21 protein-coding genes and 1 other RNA gene are annotated in these 19,200 nt (G+C 45.7%); 8 read left to right on the top strand and 14 right to left on the bottom strand.

Features of this window, described 5'->3' with window-relative positions; all coding sequences use genetic code 11:
• Positions 1 to 30 precede the first annotated feature (30 nt).
• The 8 genes from era to rpoE form a co-directional block, all read right to left on the bottom strand.
• Positions 31 to 1,005, bottom strand: coding sequence for a GTPase Era (gene era / locus AACV20_RS03115; protein WP_010319802.1), 975 nt, complete (start codon positions 1,003 to 1,005; stop codon positions 31 to 33).
• Complete coding sequence (rnc, locus tag AACV20_RS03110; RefSeq protein ID WP_010319803.1) at positions 998 to 1,675, bottom strand: ribonuclease III; 678 nt, start codon at positions 1,673 to 1,675, stop codon at positions 998 to 1,000. Before rnc ends, era begins: the two co-directional genes overlap by 8 nt.
• A 36-nt stretch (positions 1,676 to 1,711) precedes the next feature.
• The gene (lepB, locus tag AACV20_RS03105) at positions 1,712 to 2,608 is read right to left on the bottom strand and encodes a signal peptidase I (protein WP_013856032.1); all 897 of its coding nucleotides are present in this window, start codon (positions 2,606 to 2,608) and stop codon (positions 1,712 to 1,714) included.
• 94 nt (positions 2,609 to 2,702) lie between these two features.
• Positions 2,703 to 4,496, bottom strand: a complete 1,794-nt coding sequence (lepA, locus tag AACV20_RS03100; protein WP_026027281.1) for a translation elongation factor 4 — start codon at positions 4,494 to 4,496, stop codon at positions 2,703 to 2,705.
• 112 nt (positions 4,497 to 4,608) lie between these two features.
• On the bottom strand, positions 4,609 to 5,079 hold the full coding sequence (locus AACV20_RS03095; RefSeq protein WP_170906866.1) for a SoxR reducing system RseC family protein: 471 nt from the start codon (positions 5,077 to 5,079) through the stop codon (positions 4,609 to 4,611).
• Positions 5,076 to 6,056, bottom strand: a complete 981-nt coding sequence (gene rseB / locus AACV20_RS03090; RefSeq protein WP_017042688.1) for a sigma-E factor regulatory protein RseB — start codon at positions 6,054 to 6,056, stop codon at positions 5,076 to 5,078. Before rseB ends, AACV20_RS03095 begins: the two co-directional genes overlap by 4 nt.
• Positions 6,053 to 6,676, bottom strand: a complete 624-nt coding sequence (locus AACV20_RS03085) for a sigma-E factor negative regulatory protein (protein ID WP_170895608.1) — start codon at positions 6,674 to 6,676, stop codon at positions 6,053 to 6,055. The genes rseB and AACV20_RS03085 overlap by 4 nt, the downstream gene beginning before the upstream one ends.
• Before the next feature lie 34 nt (positions 6,677 to 6,710).
• Positions 6,711 to 7,283 carry an RNA polymerase sigma factor RpoE gene (gene rpoE, locus AACV20_RS03080; RefSeq protein WP_026027282.1) on the bottom strand — a complete coding sequence of 191 codons (573 nt, stop codon included), beginning with the start codon at positions 7,281 to 7,283 and terminating at the stop codon, positions 6,711 to 6,713.
• A 405-nt stretch (positions 7,284 to 7,688) separates the two neighbouring features.
• Between rpoE and nadB the strand changes: the two genes are divergently transcribed.
• Positions 7,689 to 9,296: an L-aspartate oxidase gene (nadB, locus tag AACV20_RS03075; protein WP_017046483.1), complete on the top strand. Its 1,608-nt coding sequence runs from the start codon at positions 7,689 to 7,691 to the stop codon at positions 9,294 to 9,296.
• Positions 9,297 to 9,350: 54 nt separating this feature from the next.
• On the opposite strand, the gene AACV20_RS03070 is transcribed toward nadB, so the two are convergent.
• Both AACV20_RS03070 and AACV20_RS03065 read right to left on the bottom strand, forming a co-directional pair.
• Positions 9,351 to 9,800, bottom strand: coding sequence for a protein YgfX (locus AACV20_RS03070; RefSeq protein WP_306685457.1), 450 nt, complete (start codon positions 9,798 to 9,800; stop codon positions 9,351 to 9,353).
• Complete coding sequence (locus AACV20_RS03065; protein ID WP_010319812.1) at positions 9,748 to 10,008, bottom strand: FAD assembly factor SdhE; 261 nt, start codon at positions 10,006 to 10,008, stop codon at positions 9,748 to 9,750. Before AACV20_RS03065 ends, AACV20_RS03070 begins: the two co-directional genes overlap by 53 nt.
• A 147-nt stretch (positions 10,009 to 10,155) precedes the next feature.
• Between AACV20_RS03065 and ygfZ the strand changes: the two genes are divergently transcribed.
• Together ygfZ and AACV20_RS03055 are read left to right on the top strand one after the other, a co-directional pair.
• Positions 10,156 to 11,127, top strand: coding sequence for a tRNA-modifying protein YgfZ (gene ygfZ, locus AACV20_RS03060; protein WP_017048690.1), 972 nt, complete (start codon positions 10,156 to 10,158; stop codon positions 11,125 to 11,127).
• A gap of 639 nt (positions 11,128 to 11,766) precedes the next feature.
• The gene (locus AACV20_RS03055) at positions 11,767 to 11,973 is read left to right on the top strand and encodes a DUF1107 domain-containing protein (protein WP_010319814.1); all 207 of its coding nucleotides are present in this window, start codon (positions 11,767 to 11,769) and stop codon (positions 11,971 to 11,973) included.
• Positions 11,974 to 12,047: 74 nt separating this feature from the next.
• On the opposite strand, the gene AACV20_RS03050 is transcribed toward AACV20_RS03055, so the two are convergent.
• From AACV20_RS03050 to AACV20_RS03040, 3 genes are read right to left on the bottom strand one after another with little or no spacing between them, the layout of a single operon-like run.
• Complete coding sequence (locus AACV20_RS03050) at positions 12,048 to 13,277, bottom strand: FAD-dependent 2-octaprenylphenol hydroxylase (RefSeq protein ID WP_017048689.1); 1,230 nt, start codon at positions 13,275 to 13,277, stop codon at positions 12,048 to 12,050.
• 12 nt (positions 13,278 to 13,289) lie between these two features.
• Positions 13,290 to 14,471, bottom strand: coding sequence for a 2-octaprenyl-6-methoxyphenyl hydroxylase (gene ubiH, locus AACV20_RS03045; RefSeq protein ID WP_170895604.1), 1,182 nt, complete (start codon positions 14,469 to 14,471; stop codon positions 13,290 to 13,292).
• A 12-nt stretch (positions 14,472 to 14,483) separates the two neighbouring features.
• Positions 14,484 to 15,059 carry a YecA/YgfB family protein gene (locus AACV20_RS03040; protein ID WP_017046479.1) on the bottom strand — a complete coding sequence of 192 codons (576 nt, stop codon included), beginning with the start codon at positions 15,057 to 15,059 and terminating at the stop codon, positions 14,484 to 14,486.
• A 243-nt stretch (positions 15,060 to 15,302) separates the two neighbouring features.
• Between AACV20_RS03040 and AACV20_RS03035 the strand changes: the two genes are divergently transcribed.
• From AACV20_RS03035 to serA, 5 genes are all read left to right on the top strand, one after another.
• Positions 15,303 to 15,611 carry a cell division protein ZapA gene (locus tag AACV20_RS03035; protein WP_010319818.1) on the top strand — a complete coding sequence of 103 codons (309 nt, stop codon included), beginning with the start codon at positions 15,303 to 15,305 and terminating at the stop codon, positions 15,609 to 15,611.
• Between the two features lie 20 nt (positions 15,612 to 15,631).
• A non-coding RNA gene (ssrS, locus tag AACV20_RS03030) (6S RNA) lies at positions 15,632 to 15,816 on the top strand.
• Positions 15,817 to 15,818: 2 nt separating this feature from the next.
• Positions 15,819 to 16,409 (top strand): 5-formyltetrahydrofolate cyclo-ligase, encoded by a 591-nt coding sequence (locus tag AACV20_RS03025; protein ID WP_026027284.1) that lies wholly within the window; start codon positions 15,819 to 15,821, stop codon positions 16,407 to 16,409.
• A 64-nt stretch (positions 16,410 to 16,473) separates the two neighbouring features.
• Positions 16,474 to 17,130, top strand: a complete 657-nt coding sequence (gene rpiA, locus AACV20_RS03020) for a ribose-5-phosphate isomerase RpiA (protein ID WP_170906865.1) — start codon at positions 16,474 to 16,476, stop codon at positions 17,128 to 17,130.
• Positions 17,131 to 17,393: 263 nt separating this feature from the next.
• Entirely contained in the window at positions 17,394 to 18,623 is a 1,230-nt protein-coding gene (gene serA / locus AACV20_RS03015; protein ID WP_026028313.1) for a phosphoglycerate dehydrogenase, read from the top strand.
• An 82-nt stretch (positions 18,624 to 18,705) separates the two neighbouring features.
• On the opposite strand, the gene ilvN is transcribed toward serA, so the two are convergent.
• Positions 18,706 to 19,200: an acetolactate synthase small subunit gene (gene ilvN / locus AACV20_RS03010; RefSeq protein ID WP_010319822.1), complete on the bottom strand. Its 495-nt coding sequence runs from the start codon at positions 19,198 to 19,200 to the stop codon at positions 18,706 to 18,708.

Raw genomic sequence — 19,200 nt, 5'->3', positions numbered from 1 at the left:
AGCGATGTTCTCACCCACCTCGAATAGAGGTTATAGATCGTCAATATAACCAAGGCTACGAAGGGCACGTTCATCATCTGCCCACCCGGATTTCACTTTCACCCAAGTTTCTAGGTAAACCTTGCGACCAAACAGCTCTTCCATATCTAAACGCGCTTCACGGCCGATGGTTTTGATTTTTTCACCACCTTTGCCGATCACCATTTTTTTCTGACCGCTGCGTTCAACGAGGATCAACGCGTTAATATGAAAACCATCGGTTTCAGGGTTATAGTCAAAACGTTCAATTTCAACGGTTACTGAATACGGCAGCTCTTCACCAGTAAAGCGCATCAGTTTTTCACGCACAATCTCGGAAGCCATGAAGCGCTGTGAACGATCAGTCACATACTCTTCAGGGAAGTGATGCGTGGCTTGAGGTAAATGCTCACGCACATGTTTGCGCAATACATCGACGTTTTTGCCATGTTTTGCCGCAATCGGCACGACATCAACAAATTCCATCTTCTTCGATAGCTCTAGCATATGCATCATTACATCGTTACGATCTTTCACGTTATCGACTTTATTGACACACAACACTACAGGGAAATTAGCATTGCGTAACTTGTTGAGCACCATTTCATCATCGGCGGTCCACTGAGTGCCATCGACTAAAAACAGCACTAAGTTAACATCACTGAGTGAACTACTTGCCGCACGGTTCATCAAGCGGTTAATCGCACGTTTTTCTTCAATGTGTAACCCCGGAGTATCAACGTAAATCGCTTGGTACGGCCCCTCTGTATCGACACCCATAATGCGGTGACGAGTGGTTTGAGGCTTGCGCGATGTGATGGATATCTTTTGTCCCAGTAAGTTATTCAGCAGGGTTGATTTCCCGACATTGGGGCGACCCACAATGGCGATAAAACCACAGTGCTGCTCACCACTTTCCGGAGTTGCTTCATTGCTGTTGGTGTTTGATGCGAAGTACGCATCCAAATCAAATTCGTTATCAGCCATTTGTCAGTTGCTCTAGTGCAATTTCAGCCGCCGATTGTTCAGCTTTACGACGACTGGTGCCTTTACCAATTACAGGCGTTCCCATTCCTGCTACATCACACGATACCGTAAATTCTTGGTTGTGTGCTTCACCTTTAATATTAGTCACTGTGTAGATAGGCAGTTGCTTTCTTCTACCTTGCAGAAACTCTTGTAGGCGAGTTTTTGGGTCTTTTTGCGATACGCCCGGCTCAATGGCGTCAAGGCGCTCTTGATACCAGCTCAAAATAATACGTCGTACTACTTCGGTATCGCTGTCTAAATAAATCGCACCAATGATGGCTTCTACGGCATCAGCAAGGATTGAATCACGGCGGAAACCACCACTTTTCAACTCACCTGGACCTAATTTTAAGTAATCTCCTAGGCAAAATTCTCTGCCCAGTTCAGCCAATGTGTGACCACGCACAAGCGTAGCGCGCATACGACTCATATCCCCTTCGTTAATTTTAGGGAAACGGTGGTACAGCTCATCAGCGATGACAAAACTTAAAATTGAATCGCCCAGAAACTCAAGACGTTCATTGTGCTTACCATTTGCACTGCGATGTGTCAGTGCTAAGGAAATAAACTCGGGATCATTAAATGAATAACCGAGTTTAGTTTCTAATTTACTAATTGGAGAATTCATGCTCTCTCGATGTAGTGATGGCTAGCCAAAGCTAGCCTAGTTAATGCCACCAATGCGGTTAAAACGCACACCAGTTGGGATCCACGAAGGTAAAACGCTATCGGCACCACGTTCAAATTCAAAACTTATCCAAATACCGACCGCTTTACCGACTAAGTTTGCTTCTGGAACAAAGCCCCAGTAACGGCTATCAGCACTGTTGTCACGGTTATCACCCATCACAAAATACTGACCTTGAGGAACAACCCATTCATTAACGCCATGGCGTGGCTGATAAGCATCAACACGATCACGACGCAATGGATTGATCAAAATCTGGTGTTCAACCTGACCTAACTTTTCATTCACTTGAATTAAAGGGATGCCATTTTGGTTGAACTCACTCTCTTCAACATTGGACAGTTTGACCTGTTTACACTCTGTTGAACCTTGAGCTTGAATACAAATCTCTTTGTTGCTGCTATAACGAACTGTGTCGCCCGGCATGCCGACCACGCGCTTGATGTAGTCAATGCTTGGTTGCGGCGGGTATTTAAAGACCACGACATCACCACGCTCTGGTTTACCAGTTTCGACCAGTTGAGTACGCCATACGGGGTCTTTCAAACCGTAAGCGTATTTCTCAACTAAGATGAAGTCGCCCACCAGCAACGTTGGCATCATTGAGCCAGATGGAATCTGAAAAGGTTCGTACACAAAAGAGCGTAGCACCAGCACAAAAGCAATCACAGGGAAGATGGAAACACTGTTTTCAATCCACCAAGGTTGCGCGGAAATTTTGGCGCTGAGTTTGTCATCCAAGCCGTTGGTTTGCGCTTCAATAGCGGCCATCTTCTGTTGACGTTTTTTCGCCCACACCAACTTCTCCAGCACCCAAACTATGCCAGTCACTAATGTGACGATCACCAAGATGAGTGAAAATGTATTCGCCATGGAGTTCCCTTATCTAAAAATACGAAAGTGAAAGAGCCGAAACTCTTTCACTTAAATGGTGACTGCTGCATGCATAAGAAAGCCAAAGCAATGCTTAATCTTTACCTACGTGCAAAATGGCAAGGAAAGCTTCTTGTGGCAACTCAACATTACCAATTTGCTTCATGCGCTTCTTACCTTCTTTCTGCTTCTTAAGCAGTTTTTTCTTACGGCTAATATCACCACCGTAACATTTCGCCAGTACGTTTTTACGCAGCTGCTTCACGGTTGAACGAGCAATAATGTGGTTACCGATCGCCGCTTGAATCGCGATATCAAACATTTGGCGAGGGATAAACTCTTTCATTTTCTCAACCACTTGACGACCACGCGTTTGCGAATTGTCTTTGTGAGTGATGATGGCTAACGCATCCACTTTGTCACCATTCAACAAGATATCCACACGGACCATGCTTGAAGCTTCAAAGCGTTGGAAACCATAATCAAGTGATGCATAACCACGAGAAGTTGACTTCAAGCGGTCAAAGAAATCAAGTACCACTTCGGCCATCGGCACATCATAAGTCAAGGCTACTTGGTTACCGTGATAGACCATATCAACCTGCACGCCACGTTTTTCAACGCACAACATAATGACGTTACCCAAATATTCAGAAGGGGTCAAAATGTTACAACGCGCAATCGGTTCACGAATCTCTTCAATGTCGTTCACCGCAGGCAATTTAGCAGGGCTATCAACATAAAGCATCGTGCCATCGGTCTTCTTAACTTCATAGACTACCGTTGGCGCAGTGGTGATAAGGTCAAGATCGTATTCGCGCTCTAAACGCTCTTGAATAATCTCCATGTGGAGCATACCCAAGAAACCACAACGGAAACCAAAACCAAGGGCGGCCGAACTTTCTGGCTCATAGAATAACGAGGCATCGTTTAGGCTCAGTTTACCTAACGCATCACGAAAGTTTTCGTAATCATCAGAAGAGACAGGGAAAAGCCCCGCATACACCTGCGGTTTCACTTTTTTAAAGCCTGGCAATGCTTTTTCACACGGATCTTTCGCGCTGGTCAGTGTATCACCCACAGGAGCGCCGAGAATGTCTTTAATACCACAAACCACCCAGCCCACTTCACCAGTGTTCAACATGGTTTTGTCGACTTGTTTTGGCGTAAAAATACCTAAACGGTCAATACCCCAAGTTTGGCCTGTGCTCATCACTTTAATCTTGTCATTTTTCTTCAGCGCACCATTTTTCACTCGCACTAAAGAGACAACACCTAAGTAGTTATCAAACCAAGAATCGATGATTAACGCTTGCAGCGGCGCAGCAGGATCGCCCTCAGGAGCCGGAATACCAGAAACGATTTTTTCTAGCACTTCATCCACGCCAAGGCCTGTTTTCGCAGAGCAGCGCACTGCGTCAATAGCATCAATGCCGACGATATCTTCAATTTCTTCCGCTACGCGTTCAGGCTCTGCGGCTGGCAAATCAATCTTATTTAGGATTGGGACAACTTCAAGGTCCATTTCAATGGCGGTATAACAGTTAGCCAATGTTTGCGCTTCAACGCCTTGACCAGCATCCACTACCAATAGAGCACCTTCACAGGCGGCTAAAGAACGGGAAACTTCATAAGAAAAGTCAACGTGTCCAGGAGTATCGATAAAGTTGAGCTGGTATGTCTCGCCATCGTTTGCTTTGTAATCGAGCGTCACACTCTGTGCTTTGATGGTGATGCCACGCTCACGCTCAAGGTCCATAGAGTCTAGAACTTGAGATTCCATTTCACGATCACTTAATCCACCACAAACTTGGATCAAACGGTCAGATAGGGTCGACTTACCATGGTCGATGTGGGCGATAATCGAAAAGTTACGAATGTGCTTCATAGATTTGGGATGACTAAACTCTTGAAAAAAGGGACATAAGAAAGCCACATCAAGCGGCGTTTCCATAAAGTTGGCCGATTCTACCCAATTTCGGTAGGGTTCGCATCATAAATTAGGCGATAGGTTCACCAAGGACTCGGACCAAAACCACCTCTTGCTGCGATCGTTTTTCAAGAACCACAGAACAACGTTTGGCAATTCCGATCCCCAGCGCGATAAAAACAGCGGCCGTGATGATCACGATGCCCTCACCTAAACCGAGCCAAGGGGCCAAGAGGCTCTCACCCAGCCAAGCGCCAAACATCATCATAAAAAGCGGCACCAAATACACTAAGGCTGCCGATTGAAGCAAGCTTTTTTCGGGGAAACCGATTTCAACCGTCTGGCCTTGCTTCACTGGTTTTTTCGTATCGAGTTGCCATAACAGCGCTTTGTTACCAATCGCTTTCGATAAGATCCCAGTACCACAACTTTTGGAGGACGAACAACTGCTGCAACTGGTCTGCTGCTGACAACTGAGTTCAACGTGAAACCCTTTAGCATCAGGTTGAACAGCGGTGACTGTTGCTAACGCCGTCATCATGGTTTGGTTGCCTCTGTTGAGGGCGCCGCAGGCTGGACAAACGTCACCGATTGAGCAATGCGCTGCGCCGTTGCCGGTGGAATATCACCGACCACTGAGATTTCATTGTTTCCTTTCACCACACTATGCAGGGTACGGCGACCTTGACGAACCAGTTGGCCTTTCAGCGAATGGTTGTCGCTATCGGAAATATAGACAGAAAAACTAAATAGCCCATCACTGAACATCTGGCTCTCTACCAAACGCTCAGTAATCGCCATACGATAACGGTTAAGCTCTTTGGGTTCAAAGCCTTCAGGTTTCCAACTCACTTGCCAAAAACTTTCCGTAAGGTTGCCTTTCGGTAACGTTAATACCTCGGGTAACTCAACGTCATTTAGCCCTTGCATCGCCTGCGCTAGTTTGTCGCTAATGGCATAAGAGATAGTGCGATATTGCTCAAGCACCTCGCCGTCGCGATCGACTAAATCAGCTCGCAATGGCAAGTTACTGGTTTCATCTACCCACAAAATATAGGAATAGCGTAAGCCATCTTTCGGCACCACTCGCACCACTTGGCAAGCCGTACCCGCTTCACGTGCACGGCCAACTTTGACGAAATCGTAGTAACGGCCTAATTCAGTGACATTGCTGGTTAGCATCGGAATCGTCGGCGCAACCATAGTGCTTGACTCAATGGTGAACGGTTCTACCCCAGGTTCAATGTAACTCACTTCATTACCACGGCGAATTACTTCACGGATCGGGCCGCTGAGATAAACGAGATGCGCAAATTGCTGATCGCCTTGACTTGCATGACGATACAGCAGTGGATCGATGCTGTTTTTCTTAATCAGAATGTAAGACAGCTCATAATTTAAATGCTGACTGGCCTCGTTCATTTGAAGCAACAAAGCCTCTGCAGGTTGGTCTTCTGCAAAGGCTAATGTAGAGTTCAAACTGAACAGCGCCAGTGCACTGATCAGGAATTTATTCATTCAACTACCGATTCAAGTACATCGTTATTTGGGCTTGCACTTTCACTGTTCAGGCGAAGTTGCAGCTCGTAGTCTTGCAATAATGCGTTTACGCGGCGACGTTGTTCTTGCACGCGGCTTTCGCTGGTTTGGCGCTCTACTGAATCACGCGTTAAGCTCACTGGCTCTGCGCTGCCAGCCAACGGAATGGTTTGCAGTACGGGTAATTGGTCGTTTTGATTCACTCCTGAATCACGGCCACCGTATTGTTGAACACCTAAAATCACCACAAACGACACACACGCAGCAACCGCAACCTGGCCAAATTGGGAAAGCCAAGCCGGTAACTGCCGACGAGCTTGAGCTGGCGTCGGCTGAGACTCACGGCTTGTATCACGAAAATCAATAACCGAAGCAGATTGTAAACGACTGTGTGCGGGTTCGTCATCCAATGCTAACGCGACGCTCTGTGCAATATCCCACTCAGCTCGGACTGGGGCATCTCCACGCATCACATCACCAACCAAATGGTAATTTTTCCACGTTTGCAAACTTTCTTGGTCGAGCTCTAATTCTTGAATGAGCGCTTTATCGACCATTTCCCCATCCATGAGTGCTGAAAGTCTTTCTTTGTCAGCCATTATTTATTCACCATTTTCGTTACCGGTTTGAGCGCTATAAAAGAGGTTTAATCTTCTTTTCTACCGCTTCACGAGCACGGAAGATGCGAGAACGCACCGTTCCTACAGGACAATCCATGACTTCTGCTATTTCCTCGTAACTTAAACCATCCAGTTCACGCAAGGTCATCGCAGTTTTCAAATCTTCAGGCAACGCTTCTATCGCACCAAAAACGACCCGCTGCAATTCTTTCGACAACGTAATGTTCTCAGGGTTCGATATTTCTTTTAATGCGTTGCCACTTTCGTAATATTCAGCATCTTCAGCATCAACATCGCTAGCGGGCGGTCTACGACTTTGGGCTACAATGTGATTCTTAGCGGTATTAACAGCAATACGGTATAGCCAAGTGTAAAAGGCACTCTCTCCGCGAAAACTTGGGATAGCCCGATACGCTTTGATGAACGCTTCTTGTGCGACATCGGCTACATCTCCGGAATTGCTCACATACCGAGAAATAAGGTTGCAGACTTTATTTTGGTACCTTAAAACCAAAAGGTTAAACGCTTGCTTATCTCCACTCTGAACTCGCTCAATCAATACTTGATCGGTCAGTTGCTCGTTCATTCGAGCCTGTACTCCTATTGTTATTCCCCTTACCTTCTCAGATATGGGCATTCATTATGCAAAATGTAGTATTGACACCACCGCTTACATGAGCACTATTGTGACTCAAGGGAGAATAGAAAGTTCCATTCTGTCTAAAAATATTTGCCAAGCATTATTCAATAAATGTGATCTAATTTCACTATAGGGGATCCCCAATATAGTGAGGGTCGATAAGACGAAAGACAATGGCATTTACAAAGTATTGCATCAAATCTTTCTCTACTGCTATTGGCTTGAAGCCATAGCGATACCGTTAGTGGATAAACCTTGCGGCTGAATCACTTCAAGAGTATAGATACATGCAATGCATATTTAAAATGAGAGTTGGACAACTCTACTCTAGTTCGGGAATTTAAAAGTTTTATGAACGCAAACCGTGAACATCTATGCGATGTATTAGTCGTAGGCAGTGGCGCAGCGGGTTTATCGCTCGCACTACGCGTAGCAAAACACAGTAAAGTCATTGTACTGAGTAAGGGACCACGCAGTGAAGGTGCCACTTATTACGCTCAGGGAGGTATTGCCGCTGTTTTTGACGAATCAGACAGTATTGAGTCACACGTCGAAGACACTCAAATTGCGGGCGCAGGGATCTGTGAAGAGGATACTGTCCGTTTCATCGCCGAGCATGCTAAAGAGTGTGTTCAGTGGCTTATCGATGGCGGCGTTCCTTTTGACAGAGAAGAGAATGACAGTGATGAAGCACCTCGCTATCACTTAACTCGTGAAGGCGGCCATAGTCATCGCCGCATCTTGCACGCGGCTGACGCCACTGGCATGGCAATGCAAACCTCCTTGCAAGACAATGTTCATAATCACCCAAACATTACTATCCTTGAACGTCACAATGCGCTGGATTTAATCACCGAAGATAAAATCGGTGGTGATAAAAAAAGAGTGGTTGGCGCTTATATTTGGAACCGCAATGAGGAACACGTTGAAACGATCCGCGCTAAGTTTGTCGTTTTAGCCACGGGCGGCGCCTCAAAAGTGTATCAATATACCTCTAACCCTGATGTTTCCTCAGGTGATGGTATCGCAATGGCGTGGCGTGCAGGATGCCGAGTGGCGAACCTTGAGTTCAATCAATTCCATCCAACTTGTCTTTTCCACCCTGAAGCACGTAATTTCCTACTGACAGAAGCACTACGTGGCGAAGGCGCTTTTTTAAGACGCCCAGACGGTTCACGATTCATGCTCGATTTTGATGAACGTGCCGAACTGGCTCCTCGTGATATCGTGGCTCGCGCCATCGACTATGAGATGAAGCGTTTAGGTGCTGATTGTATGTATCTGGACATCAGCCACAAACCGGCCGATTTTATTGAAAAACATTTCCCAACCATTTATACACGCTTGATGGATTTGGGCATTGATATGACCAAAGAGCCGATTCCGATTGTTCCTGCGGCGCACTACACTTGTGGTGGCGTTATTGTCAATAAACAAGGTAAAACGGATCTGCATAACCTGTATGCGATCGGCGAAGTTAGCTACACCGGTTTGCACGGTGCTAACCGAATGGCGTCGAACTCTCTATTAGAATGCGTCGTTTATGCTTGGTCAGCGGCAAAGGATATTTTAAAAGGATTACCAACAGCTCAGCTCCCACCAAGCTTACCCGGTTGGGATGAAAGTAAGGTCAATAACTCTGATGAAGAGGTCGTAATCCAACATAACTGGCATGAACTGCGCCTATTTATGTGGGATTACATGGGGATTGTCCGCACAGATAAGCGCTTAGAGCGAGCACTACGCCGCATTCAATTACTGCAACAAGAAACCCACGAATACTATAGTCATTTCCGCGTTTCAAATAACCTGCTTGAGCTGCGTAACTTACTGCAAGTGGCAGAGTTGATGGTGCGTTGTGCTATGCAACGTAAAGAGAGCCGCGGTTTGCACTACACGCTCGATTATCCAGAGTTAGCCGAAAATAGTGGCCCAACGATCCTAACGCCAGACGAGTAACCTCGCCAACGATCATCTGTTAGCGTCAAGTTGACCGAATGAATAAAGGAGCGTTTATCGCTCCTTTATTGTTGGTGATTGGTTATGGGTAACCTGCCGAAGCTGCACCAATAAACGGCGATAATCCGCTTCCACACAACTGTCGCGCCACACTAGATAGCGCTTACCTTGTTGTGCATAAATGATCAACACCATAAACGCAAACTGTGTAGAAACCTTTTCAATGGACAAGTTCTGGTCGGCACATTGCCACTCACCGTGACTCGTGAGCTTGAATTGGCCGATTAAGCTAGGGACTAACAGTGAGGTACTCTTTTGCGCCGTGATAAGAGGTGCGTAAAAGAAGGGGAGCGTTACGAGTGGAATCGGCGATATCAATAATGCCCACACGGCTATCATCAAAAAAATGAAGTTAGTAATGCGGGCAAAATGGGAAGGAAATAATACGAAATTAACGCACTTTGCTGAGGTTGTGGGCAACAATTTTATCCACCATTGCCGCATGCCCAAGATTTTCGCTACGACCATGCCCCATAATCCAAGTAAATAGATCAGGGTCGTCAGACTCAAGTAGGGAAACGAAATCTCGTTGCTCATTTTCATTCAGAGAATCAAAGCACTCTTCAAAGAACGGCATCACAACCACATCGAGCTCTAACATTCCACGACGGCATGCCCACTTGATTCTTGCTTTTTCTTCAGTGGTGTACATCGGTTTTCCTCACCTTATGTTTATTTGCGTTGAGTGTATCAACTGGATGAAGATACAACTAGTAGATGAGTCACAGTCCCTGTTCAAGCTGACAAAAAAAAATTTCCGGATTAACATGGGGCTCAAGATTCTCTTTAGGTAACGACTATGGACTGGCAAAACACATTGACACCTCTCGCAGTAACCGCCAATGGCTCACTTCCACCACTGATGCTGACTCATCTTGCATCCTGGGGCGCTATCATCATTTCAGGCAATGATAAAAAAGCCTATTTGCAAGGCCAAGTGACCTGTAATGTCGTCACTCTTGAACCAACACAGTCAACCTTAGGTGCCCATTGTGATGCGAAAGGCAAAGTGTGGTCGGTCTTTCGCCTGTTCCACCATCACGATGGTTATGCGATGTTCCAGCCTTTATCAGCAATAGAAGCTGAATTAAGAGAGCTGAAAAAATACGCTATTTTTTCTAAGGTCAATATCAGCCAGAGCCAAGACGTCGCACTGGGTGTTATGGGCGAACAAGCTGAGCAATATATCAACACATTAACGGCAGATGAAGGTGAGGTGCGTTTGATTGACGGTGGTAGCGCCATCAAAATTTCATCCCAACGTTGGCTATTACTTGTTTCAGAGCAAACCGCGCAACAGCTCATGACGCAAAGTGAAGCACTGAAAGTCACCGAGGAAACGTGGACTCGCTTTGATATCGAAGAAGCAGTCCCCGTCCTTGGTCAAGCGGATCAAAATGAGCACATACCGCAAGCCGTTAATCTTCAGGCCTTTAATGGTATCAGCTTTAATAAAGGGTGTTATACAGGTCAAGAAACCGTCGCTCGTGCTAAATATCGAGGTATTAATAAACGTGCAATGTACATCCTTCAAGGCAATATTGAGCAACCGCTAAGTAATGATCAACCAATCATGATCGAACGCTCAGTTGGAGAAAACTGGCGTAGTGCTGGGCAATTAATGGTTCACTACACGTTTGCTGATAATACCGCTATCGGTTTAGTAGTCTTACCAAACAATCTCGAGCCAGAAACTGAGTTTCGTCTTGCAAGCCAACCAAACACTCGTTGGTTTATGCAAGCTCTCCCCTACTCTCTTACTGACGAATAAGCTTCTTCCTCATATTGACCATGCGCCTCTTTACGAGGCGTATGCTTTCTAACACTCGCCTATCTCGAATAAATTTCAGGAAAAAGAATGCAATAATGTAATCCATTACATTGGCACGTGATCGCTCTCTAAATCACACAACATCAGAGATGAATTTTTAGTCACTCTTGAAACATAAATAGTCACAAGGTTTATTTTGACGTACTCTTAACAATGCTGGTCAGGACAAACGAAAAGTTGTCCTGACCAACAAAAAAGTGAATCCACTGATTGTTTCAGGACATCCACTTTTTGTGTAATGCATCTGTGACTATTCGCCCGCCTATTATTTAAGCGGGCTTTTTTTTAGGCTATTCTTAACCAAAATTTAACACTTTCCATAAACAGCAGCTATTCTTTAAAGTGTAATATTTGTCGTGCTTAATATGCACCAAGTGAATGGTGCACTGAGCATTTTTTGTTAGCACTATTTTGAGGAGATAATCACGCAAACATGGGTATTTATCCAACATTTTGCCTACGGCAGCACAAATATCCAAAAGAGTCACCAATAACTGCATATTCCTCTATGGCAATCACACTATTAGAGGCGCAATTTATTTATAATTTGCAGTGTTAGAATAACAGAAGGATCGAAGTATGAGACTGTTTAAGCGCTATACGCCAGGTATGATAGCTAAACACGTAAGTCGGCTTTTTAAAGGAAGAATCTATATTTACGGGGTTGGAAAATTTGAATTCGATAATGGCAAACTGATCTTGCCAGAGCGCGCAGACAAGCGCCACTTTCAGACGGTGAAGGAAGTGAATCAGGAAATCATGAGACTACGCTGCGCCTACGCATAATACGAGTTTCATTAAAGAATTTTAAAAGGGTTGGCCATAAGCCAGCCCTTTTGCCATCATTAGGTTAATCACTGTTAGGGCTCAAGCAGCACCATTTTACTCTTGGCAAGATCAGGTAAATCACCTTTTAAACCCAGTGCTCTTTTCATAATCTCATCTTTGGCTCCAGGAAGTTGTCCAGCCAACTGCATGCCAATGCCACGGATCAGTTTCTTCGCCGGGTTATCACCTTCAAAAAGGTCTTTGAAACCTTGCATCGCGGCAATCATTTTGGCGGCTTCTGTTTTTCGCCAACGTTCATAACCTCGCAAATTTTTGAGCAAACCAATATCTTCACCTTGATGCCACAACGCGAGTAGTTCTTGAGCTAAGCTTGCAGCATCAAGTAAACCTAAATTAACACCTTGCCCGGCTAGCGGGTGGATGGTGTGCGCCGCATCACCAACGAGTGCGATTCGTTGTAAAGCAAAATCTCGGGCATAACGCATTTTAAGTGGGAAAGCAGCACGTTCACCGACCACCTCACACAAACCTAAACGATGATCAAACTCAGCGGTCAGTATCTTATTGAATTCGAGCTCAGACAAGCTGAGCAAGCGCTGCGCTCGGTTGGGCTCTGTAGACCAAACGATTGAGCTCATATGAGGATCAGACATAGGTAAAAAGGCCAGCGGACCTTGTGGTGTAAACACTTGCCTTGCCGTCGATTGATGTGGTTCCACCGTGCGGACATTTGCCACCAGCGCACTGTGTCCATAATCCCAATGGGTTAATGGAATGTCTTGCTGCTGACGAACCCAAGAGTTTGCGCCATCGGCTCCTACTATCAATTTTGCGGTGAGTGATTGACCGTTATCGAGCGTTAGCCACGCTTCACTTTCACCGACAGCCAGCGATTGGCATTGAGCGGGCATAAAGAGTGTCACATTCGCTTGCTTTTGTACTTGTTCGAGTAAGGCTAATTGAATGACGCGGTTCTCAACAATGTGTCCCAGATCCGGCTGAGTCATCTGATTGGCACTAAATTCGATCCGCGCAAAACTATCGCGTTCCCACACTTCCATCGCCGAATAAGGCGCAGCGCGACGAGAAGTAATACCTTGCCATGCACCAAGGTTTCGCAACATGATTTCACTGGAACGACTTAAGGCGGAGACTCGCACATCCGGCAGCTCTGCAAGTTCAAGGCTGGGTACTCGGCCCTCAATCACGGCGATGCGCAGTTCGCTATGCTTTAATGCTGCGGCCAGTGCAAGGCCAACCATTCCGCCACCCACAATGACAATATCGACACTTTGCATCATATACAGACCCTTTTATCTATTCACTACGCCAAGCGTTCGGCGCAGTAGCGGCATTTTCAGCCACGGTAAATTATCCATCACCATGAGGCCTACATTGCGACCAATACGAGTGGTTAACCAATCATTGGAAAAGAGATGCACCAGGGATGATGTCAGCTTAATGGTGGCATCACGATCCGCTTCTCGGCGTTGGGAAAAAGCTTGTAAACCGCGATAGCAGCCAACATCGGCTTGCTGCTTGATAAGCTCATCCGCCAAGCTTGCCACATCTCGAATACCTAAGTTAAAACCTTGTCCCGCAATCGGATGTAATGTCTGAGCGGCATTGCCCACAATGGCAAAACGATGTGAAATGTTCTGCTCTCGATAACGCAGTTGTAATGGATAGCAGGCACGAGTGCCCACTTTATTCATTCGCCCTAAACGCCAACCAAACGCATCTTGAAGCTGTGCTAAAAAACCCTCATCACTGAGTGAAAAAACTCGCTCGGCTTTCGCGGGAGGTAAACACCAAACTAAAGAGAGTCGATTATCACTCATTGGTAATAACGCGACAGGACCATCGGCGGTAAATCGTTCAAACGCTCGTCCTTGGTGAGCTTTTGAGCTCACAACATTAGCAATAACCGCGACCTGTTCAAAATCATGCTCTTGTTGGATGAGGCCGATTTGCTCGCAGCAGGTCGATATCGCCCCATCAGCTGCGACCAATAACTTAGCTTGGATCGTTCGTTGATCGTTAAGGGTGACAGTGACCTTATCCATACTGCGTTCCACTTGCTGAACCGCGCTTGGGCAAAATAACTCAATATGCGGGCTCTGCTGCATTTTTTGCGCGTAAATCTGCCCAACATCGGCTAATTCAACCACGTAACCTAATGCTTCTAAATCGAGTTGCTGACAAGTGATATCGGTCATCCCAATATGAGACCGATCCGACACATGAATATGTGTAATTGGGGTGGCGACCTCTTGCAGCGACTGCCACAAGGAGAGATTTTGCAAAATTTGTACGCTACCGTAGGATAAAGCAATTGAACGCGAATCAAAGCCGGGATGGGCGAGCTTATCATCCAGCGGATGCGCTTCGACCACAGCAATCGCAAGCTTTCCTTGAGAAAGCGTATCTAAGGCCAACGCCAGTGTTGCACCGGCCATCGCCCCACCAGCGATAATCACATCAAATTGCTTCACAGTCATCTCTCTTTAATGCACGGTCGGCTGAGTTTCTTGTAGAGGTTTGATACCAAATTCAGCATGAATTGTTAACACACAAGCTTTTATATGCTCGATGACGTGTTCCAAAAGTTGAGCTTGCTCATCCAAGTCATCCTCTTCATCGATACCGAGCTTGGCAATTTCTTCTAGATCAGCCAAGGCCTCTTTAGTCTCTGCGGACGCTTTTTTCAAAACAACCCCAATCAAGCCAAGCCCAGAAATAAAGTGATTTACCCAGTCGGCTACGCCATCAGCCAAATCAAATACACTGGCACTCGCCTCTTCATCTGGCAACAGTAGTGACAACTCCATCCCGCTACCAGTGAGCTCTTCGATTGTAAAGGTGAGTACTTGTTCAGCCAATGTCAACGGACGATCTGGCCAACCCATACCTTCGTTAGTGTAATCAAAAATAAGTGGCTGCCAGCTCTTATCATTTAAGCCCAGACCACCGGCCAGCATGCCCGTTAGCAACCCATGCAACTCAGCAGGGTTAACCGCAAGTGCTGCAGATTGAAGGGCAGTGGCAAGAGAAAGATAATCCGGTAGTTTTTTTTCGCTCATGGGAAGCTCGTAATAAAATCAAATAAGCGCGATCCTACCACTTAGCTTCCAATGCGAAAATGCTCAAAGCGTTAATTGTGGGTAGCTTTTACTCAATTTGCCTAATAACTGTGTTTTTAGTCCCTCATTTTTTACTGCTCGCTTTGAAAAGCTTGAATCTTAGGGCCGCTTTACCTATAGTTTCCACCTCGATGGGCATGTGAGTGGCACCATCTTAGACAGCGCGATAAGAGTTCATCCATCATGAGTAATCAAGCGGTAGACGTAGAAATTTTAGGAAAATTGACTCGTGTGAATTGCCCTGCGGGACAAGAGCAGTCTTTAATCCAAGCGGCGCAAGATCTTGATAACCGATTGAAAGAGATGGCAGAGCGTACTAAAGTTACCAATGAGGTAAAGCTACTCACGATTGCTGCGCTCAACATTTGTTATGAATTGCAAACCAAAAACAATGAGAGCCTAGGCCAACAAAATCAATTAACCGAGCGCATGGAACAGCTCGCTGCATCTCTTGAAGATGCCATCAGTAAAGTGAAGCTAGGACAGCAGTAGTCTTTACCAGCGTAACCAAATTTACCCTAGAGTGTTTGTCAGCCGGATTTAAGTCCCTGAGCCGATAAGCAACACCAAAGGGTTAGTACTTGGTAGCTATTGAGCAAGCTCGGCTCGTACCGAGAAGCCTGCGGTTACCATTGCTGATCCGCCTTGAACCAGCTGGTTCAAGGGCCAAAATCCGCAACGGCACTCTGGGGTATCCTTATGCAAAACACTCGACACACACTTCGTCAAGTCATCCGCCAGCGGCGTAAACAGCTATCACCTACGCAGCAAAAACACGCTTCAATTGAACTTGTCTCTCGTTTTTCAACACTGCCTGAAGTTTTAACGAGTCAGCACATTGCCCTCTACTTGGCAACCGATGGTGAGCTAGAAACACAACCGCTCATAGCGTGGTTATGGCAACAAGGCAAACAGACCTATCTTCCCGTTTTACACCCCTTCTCGAGTGGGAATTTATTGTTCTTGCGCTATGATGCTCAAACCATAATGACGCGAAATAAATACGGCATTGCCGAACCCAAGCTCAATCAAACATTGATCAAACCAGTAAATGAGCTAGATATCATCTGCACACCATTGGTGGCATTTGATCAAACAGGGCAAAGGCTCGGGATGGGCGGCGGCTATTATGATCGTACGTTAGAAGCTTGGTTTAAAACGGGTAAAGGTGCCCTACCCATAGGCTTAGCTCATGATTGCCAACAAGTGACTCATCTGCCGAGCGAAGCATGGGATATACCTTTACCTCAAATAGTGACTCCAAGCCAAATCTGGCAATGGGAATCATAAATTATTGAGGCTATAATCGCCCCGCAACATTACCGTCACTATAAATCGATATCAGGAGATTGGCATGACTCAAGATGAAATGAAAAAAGCCGCCGGCTGGGCCGCACTCAAATATGTAGAAAAAGGCAGCATCGTTGGTGTGGGTACGGGTTCAACGGTGAATCACTTCATTGATGCACTGGGTTCGATTAAAGATGATATTAAAGGTGCGGTTTCAAGTTCTATCGCCTCAACAGAGAAGCTAAAAGGCCTAGGTATTGAAGTGTTCGACTGCAATGATGTTGATCAACTCGATATTTATGTTGATGGCGCAGATGAAATCAACCCTGCGCGCGATATGATCAAAGGCGGCGGCGCTGCGCTCACTCGAGAAAAAATCGTTGCCGCGATTGCGGATAAATTCATTTGTATCGTTGATGGTACAAAAGCGGTCGATGTTCTAGGTCAATTCCCACTTCCAGTTGAAGTGATCCCAATGGCGCGCTCTTATGTGGCACGTCAACTGGTTAAACTTGGTGGTGATCCAGCCTATCGCCATGGCGTAATAACGGATAACGGTAACGTTATCTTGGATGTGCACGGATTAAAAATTACTGATGCTAAAGCGTTAGAAGATAAAATTAATGGGATTGTCGGCGTAGTAACCGTCGGTTTATTCGCTCACCGAGGTGCTGATGTCGTCATCACTGGCACGGAAGATGGTGCCAAAATCGAAGAGTAAGTCACAAAATAAGGCTACTTTCCGTTATTTCATTACAAACGGCACCCATGGGTGCCGTTTTTCTTCGCTATGCCCTAGAAAATCATGCCTTATTTCGTAATTTTCTTACCCAAAACAAAAAAAGTTTGTTACTTTATTGGTCAGAAGACGCACAAGGAAAACGTTTGTCTTCCAACAAAATGGTTAATCTTCCTCTTTACATTAGCCCTTTTGCTTTATGTGCGCCGTGTTTGCCCACCTTCCCATTTTTAAGGACGAGAATAATGGCCAAAGTTTCACTCGAAAAAGACAAAATCAAAATCTTACTCCTCGAAGGGCTACACCCTTCAACGGTTGAAGTACTGCAATCTGCCGGTTACAGCAATATTGAGTATCACAAAGGCTCTCTGGGTGATGAACAACTGCTCGAAGCGGTGAAAGATGCTCACTTCATCGGAATTCGTTCGCGCACTAATTTGACCGAAGCGGTAATCAACGCGGCAGAGAAGTTGGTTGCTATCGGCTGCTTCTGCATTGGCACCAACCAAGTTGACCTGAATGCAGCCGCAAAACGCGGTATTCCTGTCTTTAATGCACCATTTTCGAATACTCGCAGTGTTGCTGAACTCGTTTTAGGCCAAACACTGCTACTACTGCGTGGGATTCCTGAAAAAAATGCATTGGCACATCGTGGTATTTGGAAAAAAAGTGCTGATAACTCTTATGAGGCACGCGGTAAACGCTTAGGTATTATTGGCTATGGCCACATTGGTACCCAGCTCGGTATCATTGCCGAAAACCTCGGTATGCAAGTCTATTTCTATGACATAGAAAACAAACTCTCACTCGGTAATGCAACGCAAATACATACCATGAGTGAACTACTGAATAAATGTGATGTCATTTCTCTGCATGTGCCTGAAACTCCAGATACTAAAAATATGATGGGTAAAGAAGAGTTTGCACGCATGAAGCCTGGCTCTATCTTTATCAACGCAGCACGCGGAACGGTAGTCGACATTCCCGCACTCTGCGATGCATTGGCATCAAACCATCTAGCTGGCGCGGCAATAGATGTATTTCCAGAAGAACCCGCCACAAACTCTGAACCTTTTGAATCCCCACTGATGCATTTTGATAATGTCATTCTGACACCGCACATTGGTGGCTCAACTCAAGAAGCACAAGAAAATATCGGTATTGAAGTAGCCGGTAAGTTGGCAAAATATTCAGATAACGGCTCAACCTTATCAAGCGTGAACTTCCCTGAAGTATCGCTGCCAATTCACCGTGATAGTTCGCGTTTACTGCATATTCACGAAAACCGTCCGGGTATTCTGACACAAATCAACACCATCTTCGCCGAAGAAGGGATCAATATCGCCGCTCAATATTTACAAACGTCAGCGGATATCGGTTATGTAGTGATTGACGTAGAAACTGCTCGCTCTGCGGAAGCTCTTACTAAGCTGAAAAGCATCAGCGGCACCATTCGTGCGCGTATTCTTCACTAAGCACTTCTCTAGTAAAAGCACCAAACGACAAAAAGGCCACATAAAATGTGGCCTTCCTTATTTCGATAGGGAGCTAGGTAAATTAAGCTTTAAGCGCTCGCTCCCCGCGAGCAATACCTACCACGCCACTTCGCGCGACTTCGATTACTTCAGTGACTTCCGACAACGCTTGAATAAAGGCATCGAGTTTTTCGCTGGTTCCGGCAAGCTGCACAGTATATTGCGCCGCAGTGACATCCACGATCTGCCCACGGAAAATATCAGCCGTACGTTTCACTTCGGCACGCGCAAAACCGCTGGCTTTGACTTTCACCATCATCAGCTCACGTTCAATGTGTTCGCACTCTGACACTTCTTGCACTTTAAGCACATCAATCAACTTATGCAGTTGCTTTTGAATTTGTTCAAGTTGCATTTCATCGGTCTTAGTAGTGATGTTTAAGCGTGATAATGTTGCATCATCGGTTGGTGAAACCGTTAGTGATTCAATGTTATAACCACGTTGAGAAAATAGACCAACAACGCGAGACAAAGCACCCGATTGGTTTTCCATTAATATTGAAATAATGTGTCTCAT

The sequence above is a fragment of the Vibrio sp. B4-6 genome, assembly GCF_963888245.1.
Classification (GTDB): domain Bacteria; phylum Pseudomonadota; class Gammaproteobacteria; order Enterobacterales; family Vibrionaceae; genus Vibrio; species Vibrio anguillarum.
Note: the sequence above shows the minus strand (reverse complement) of the source record. Positions and strands in the feature narration are given on the sequence as shown.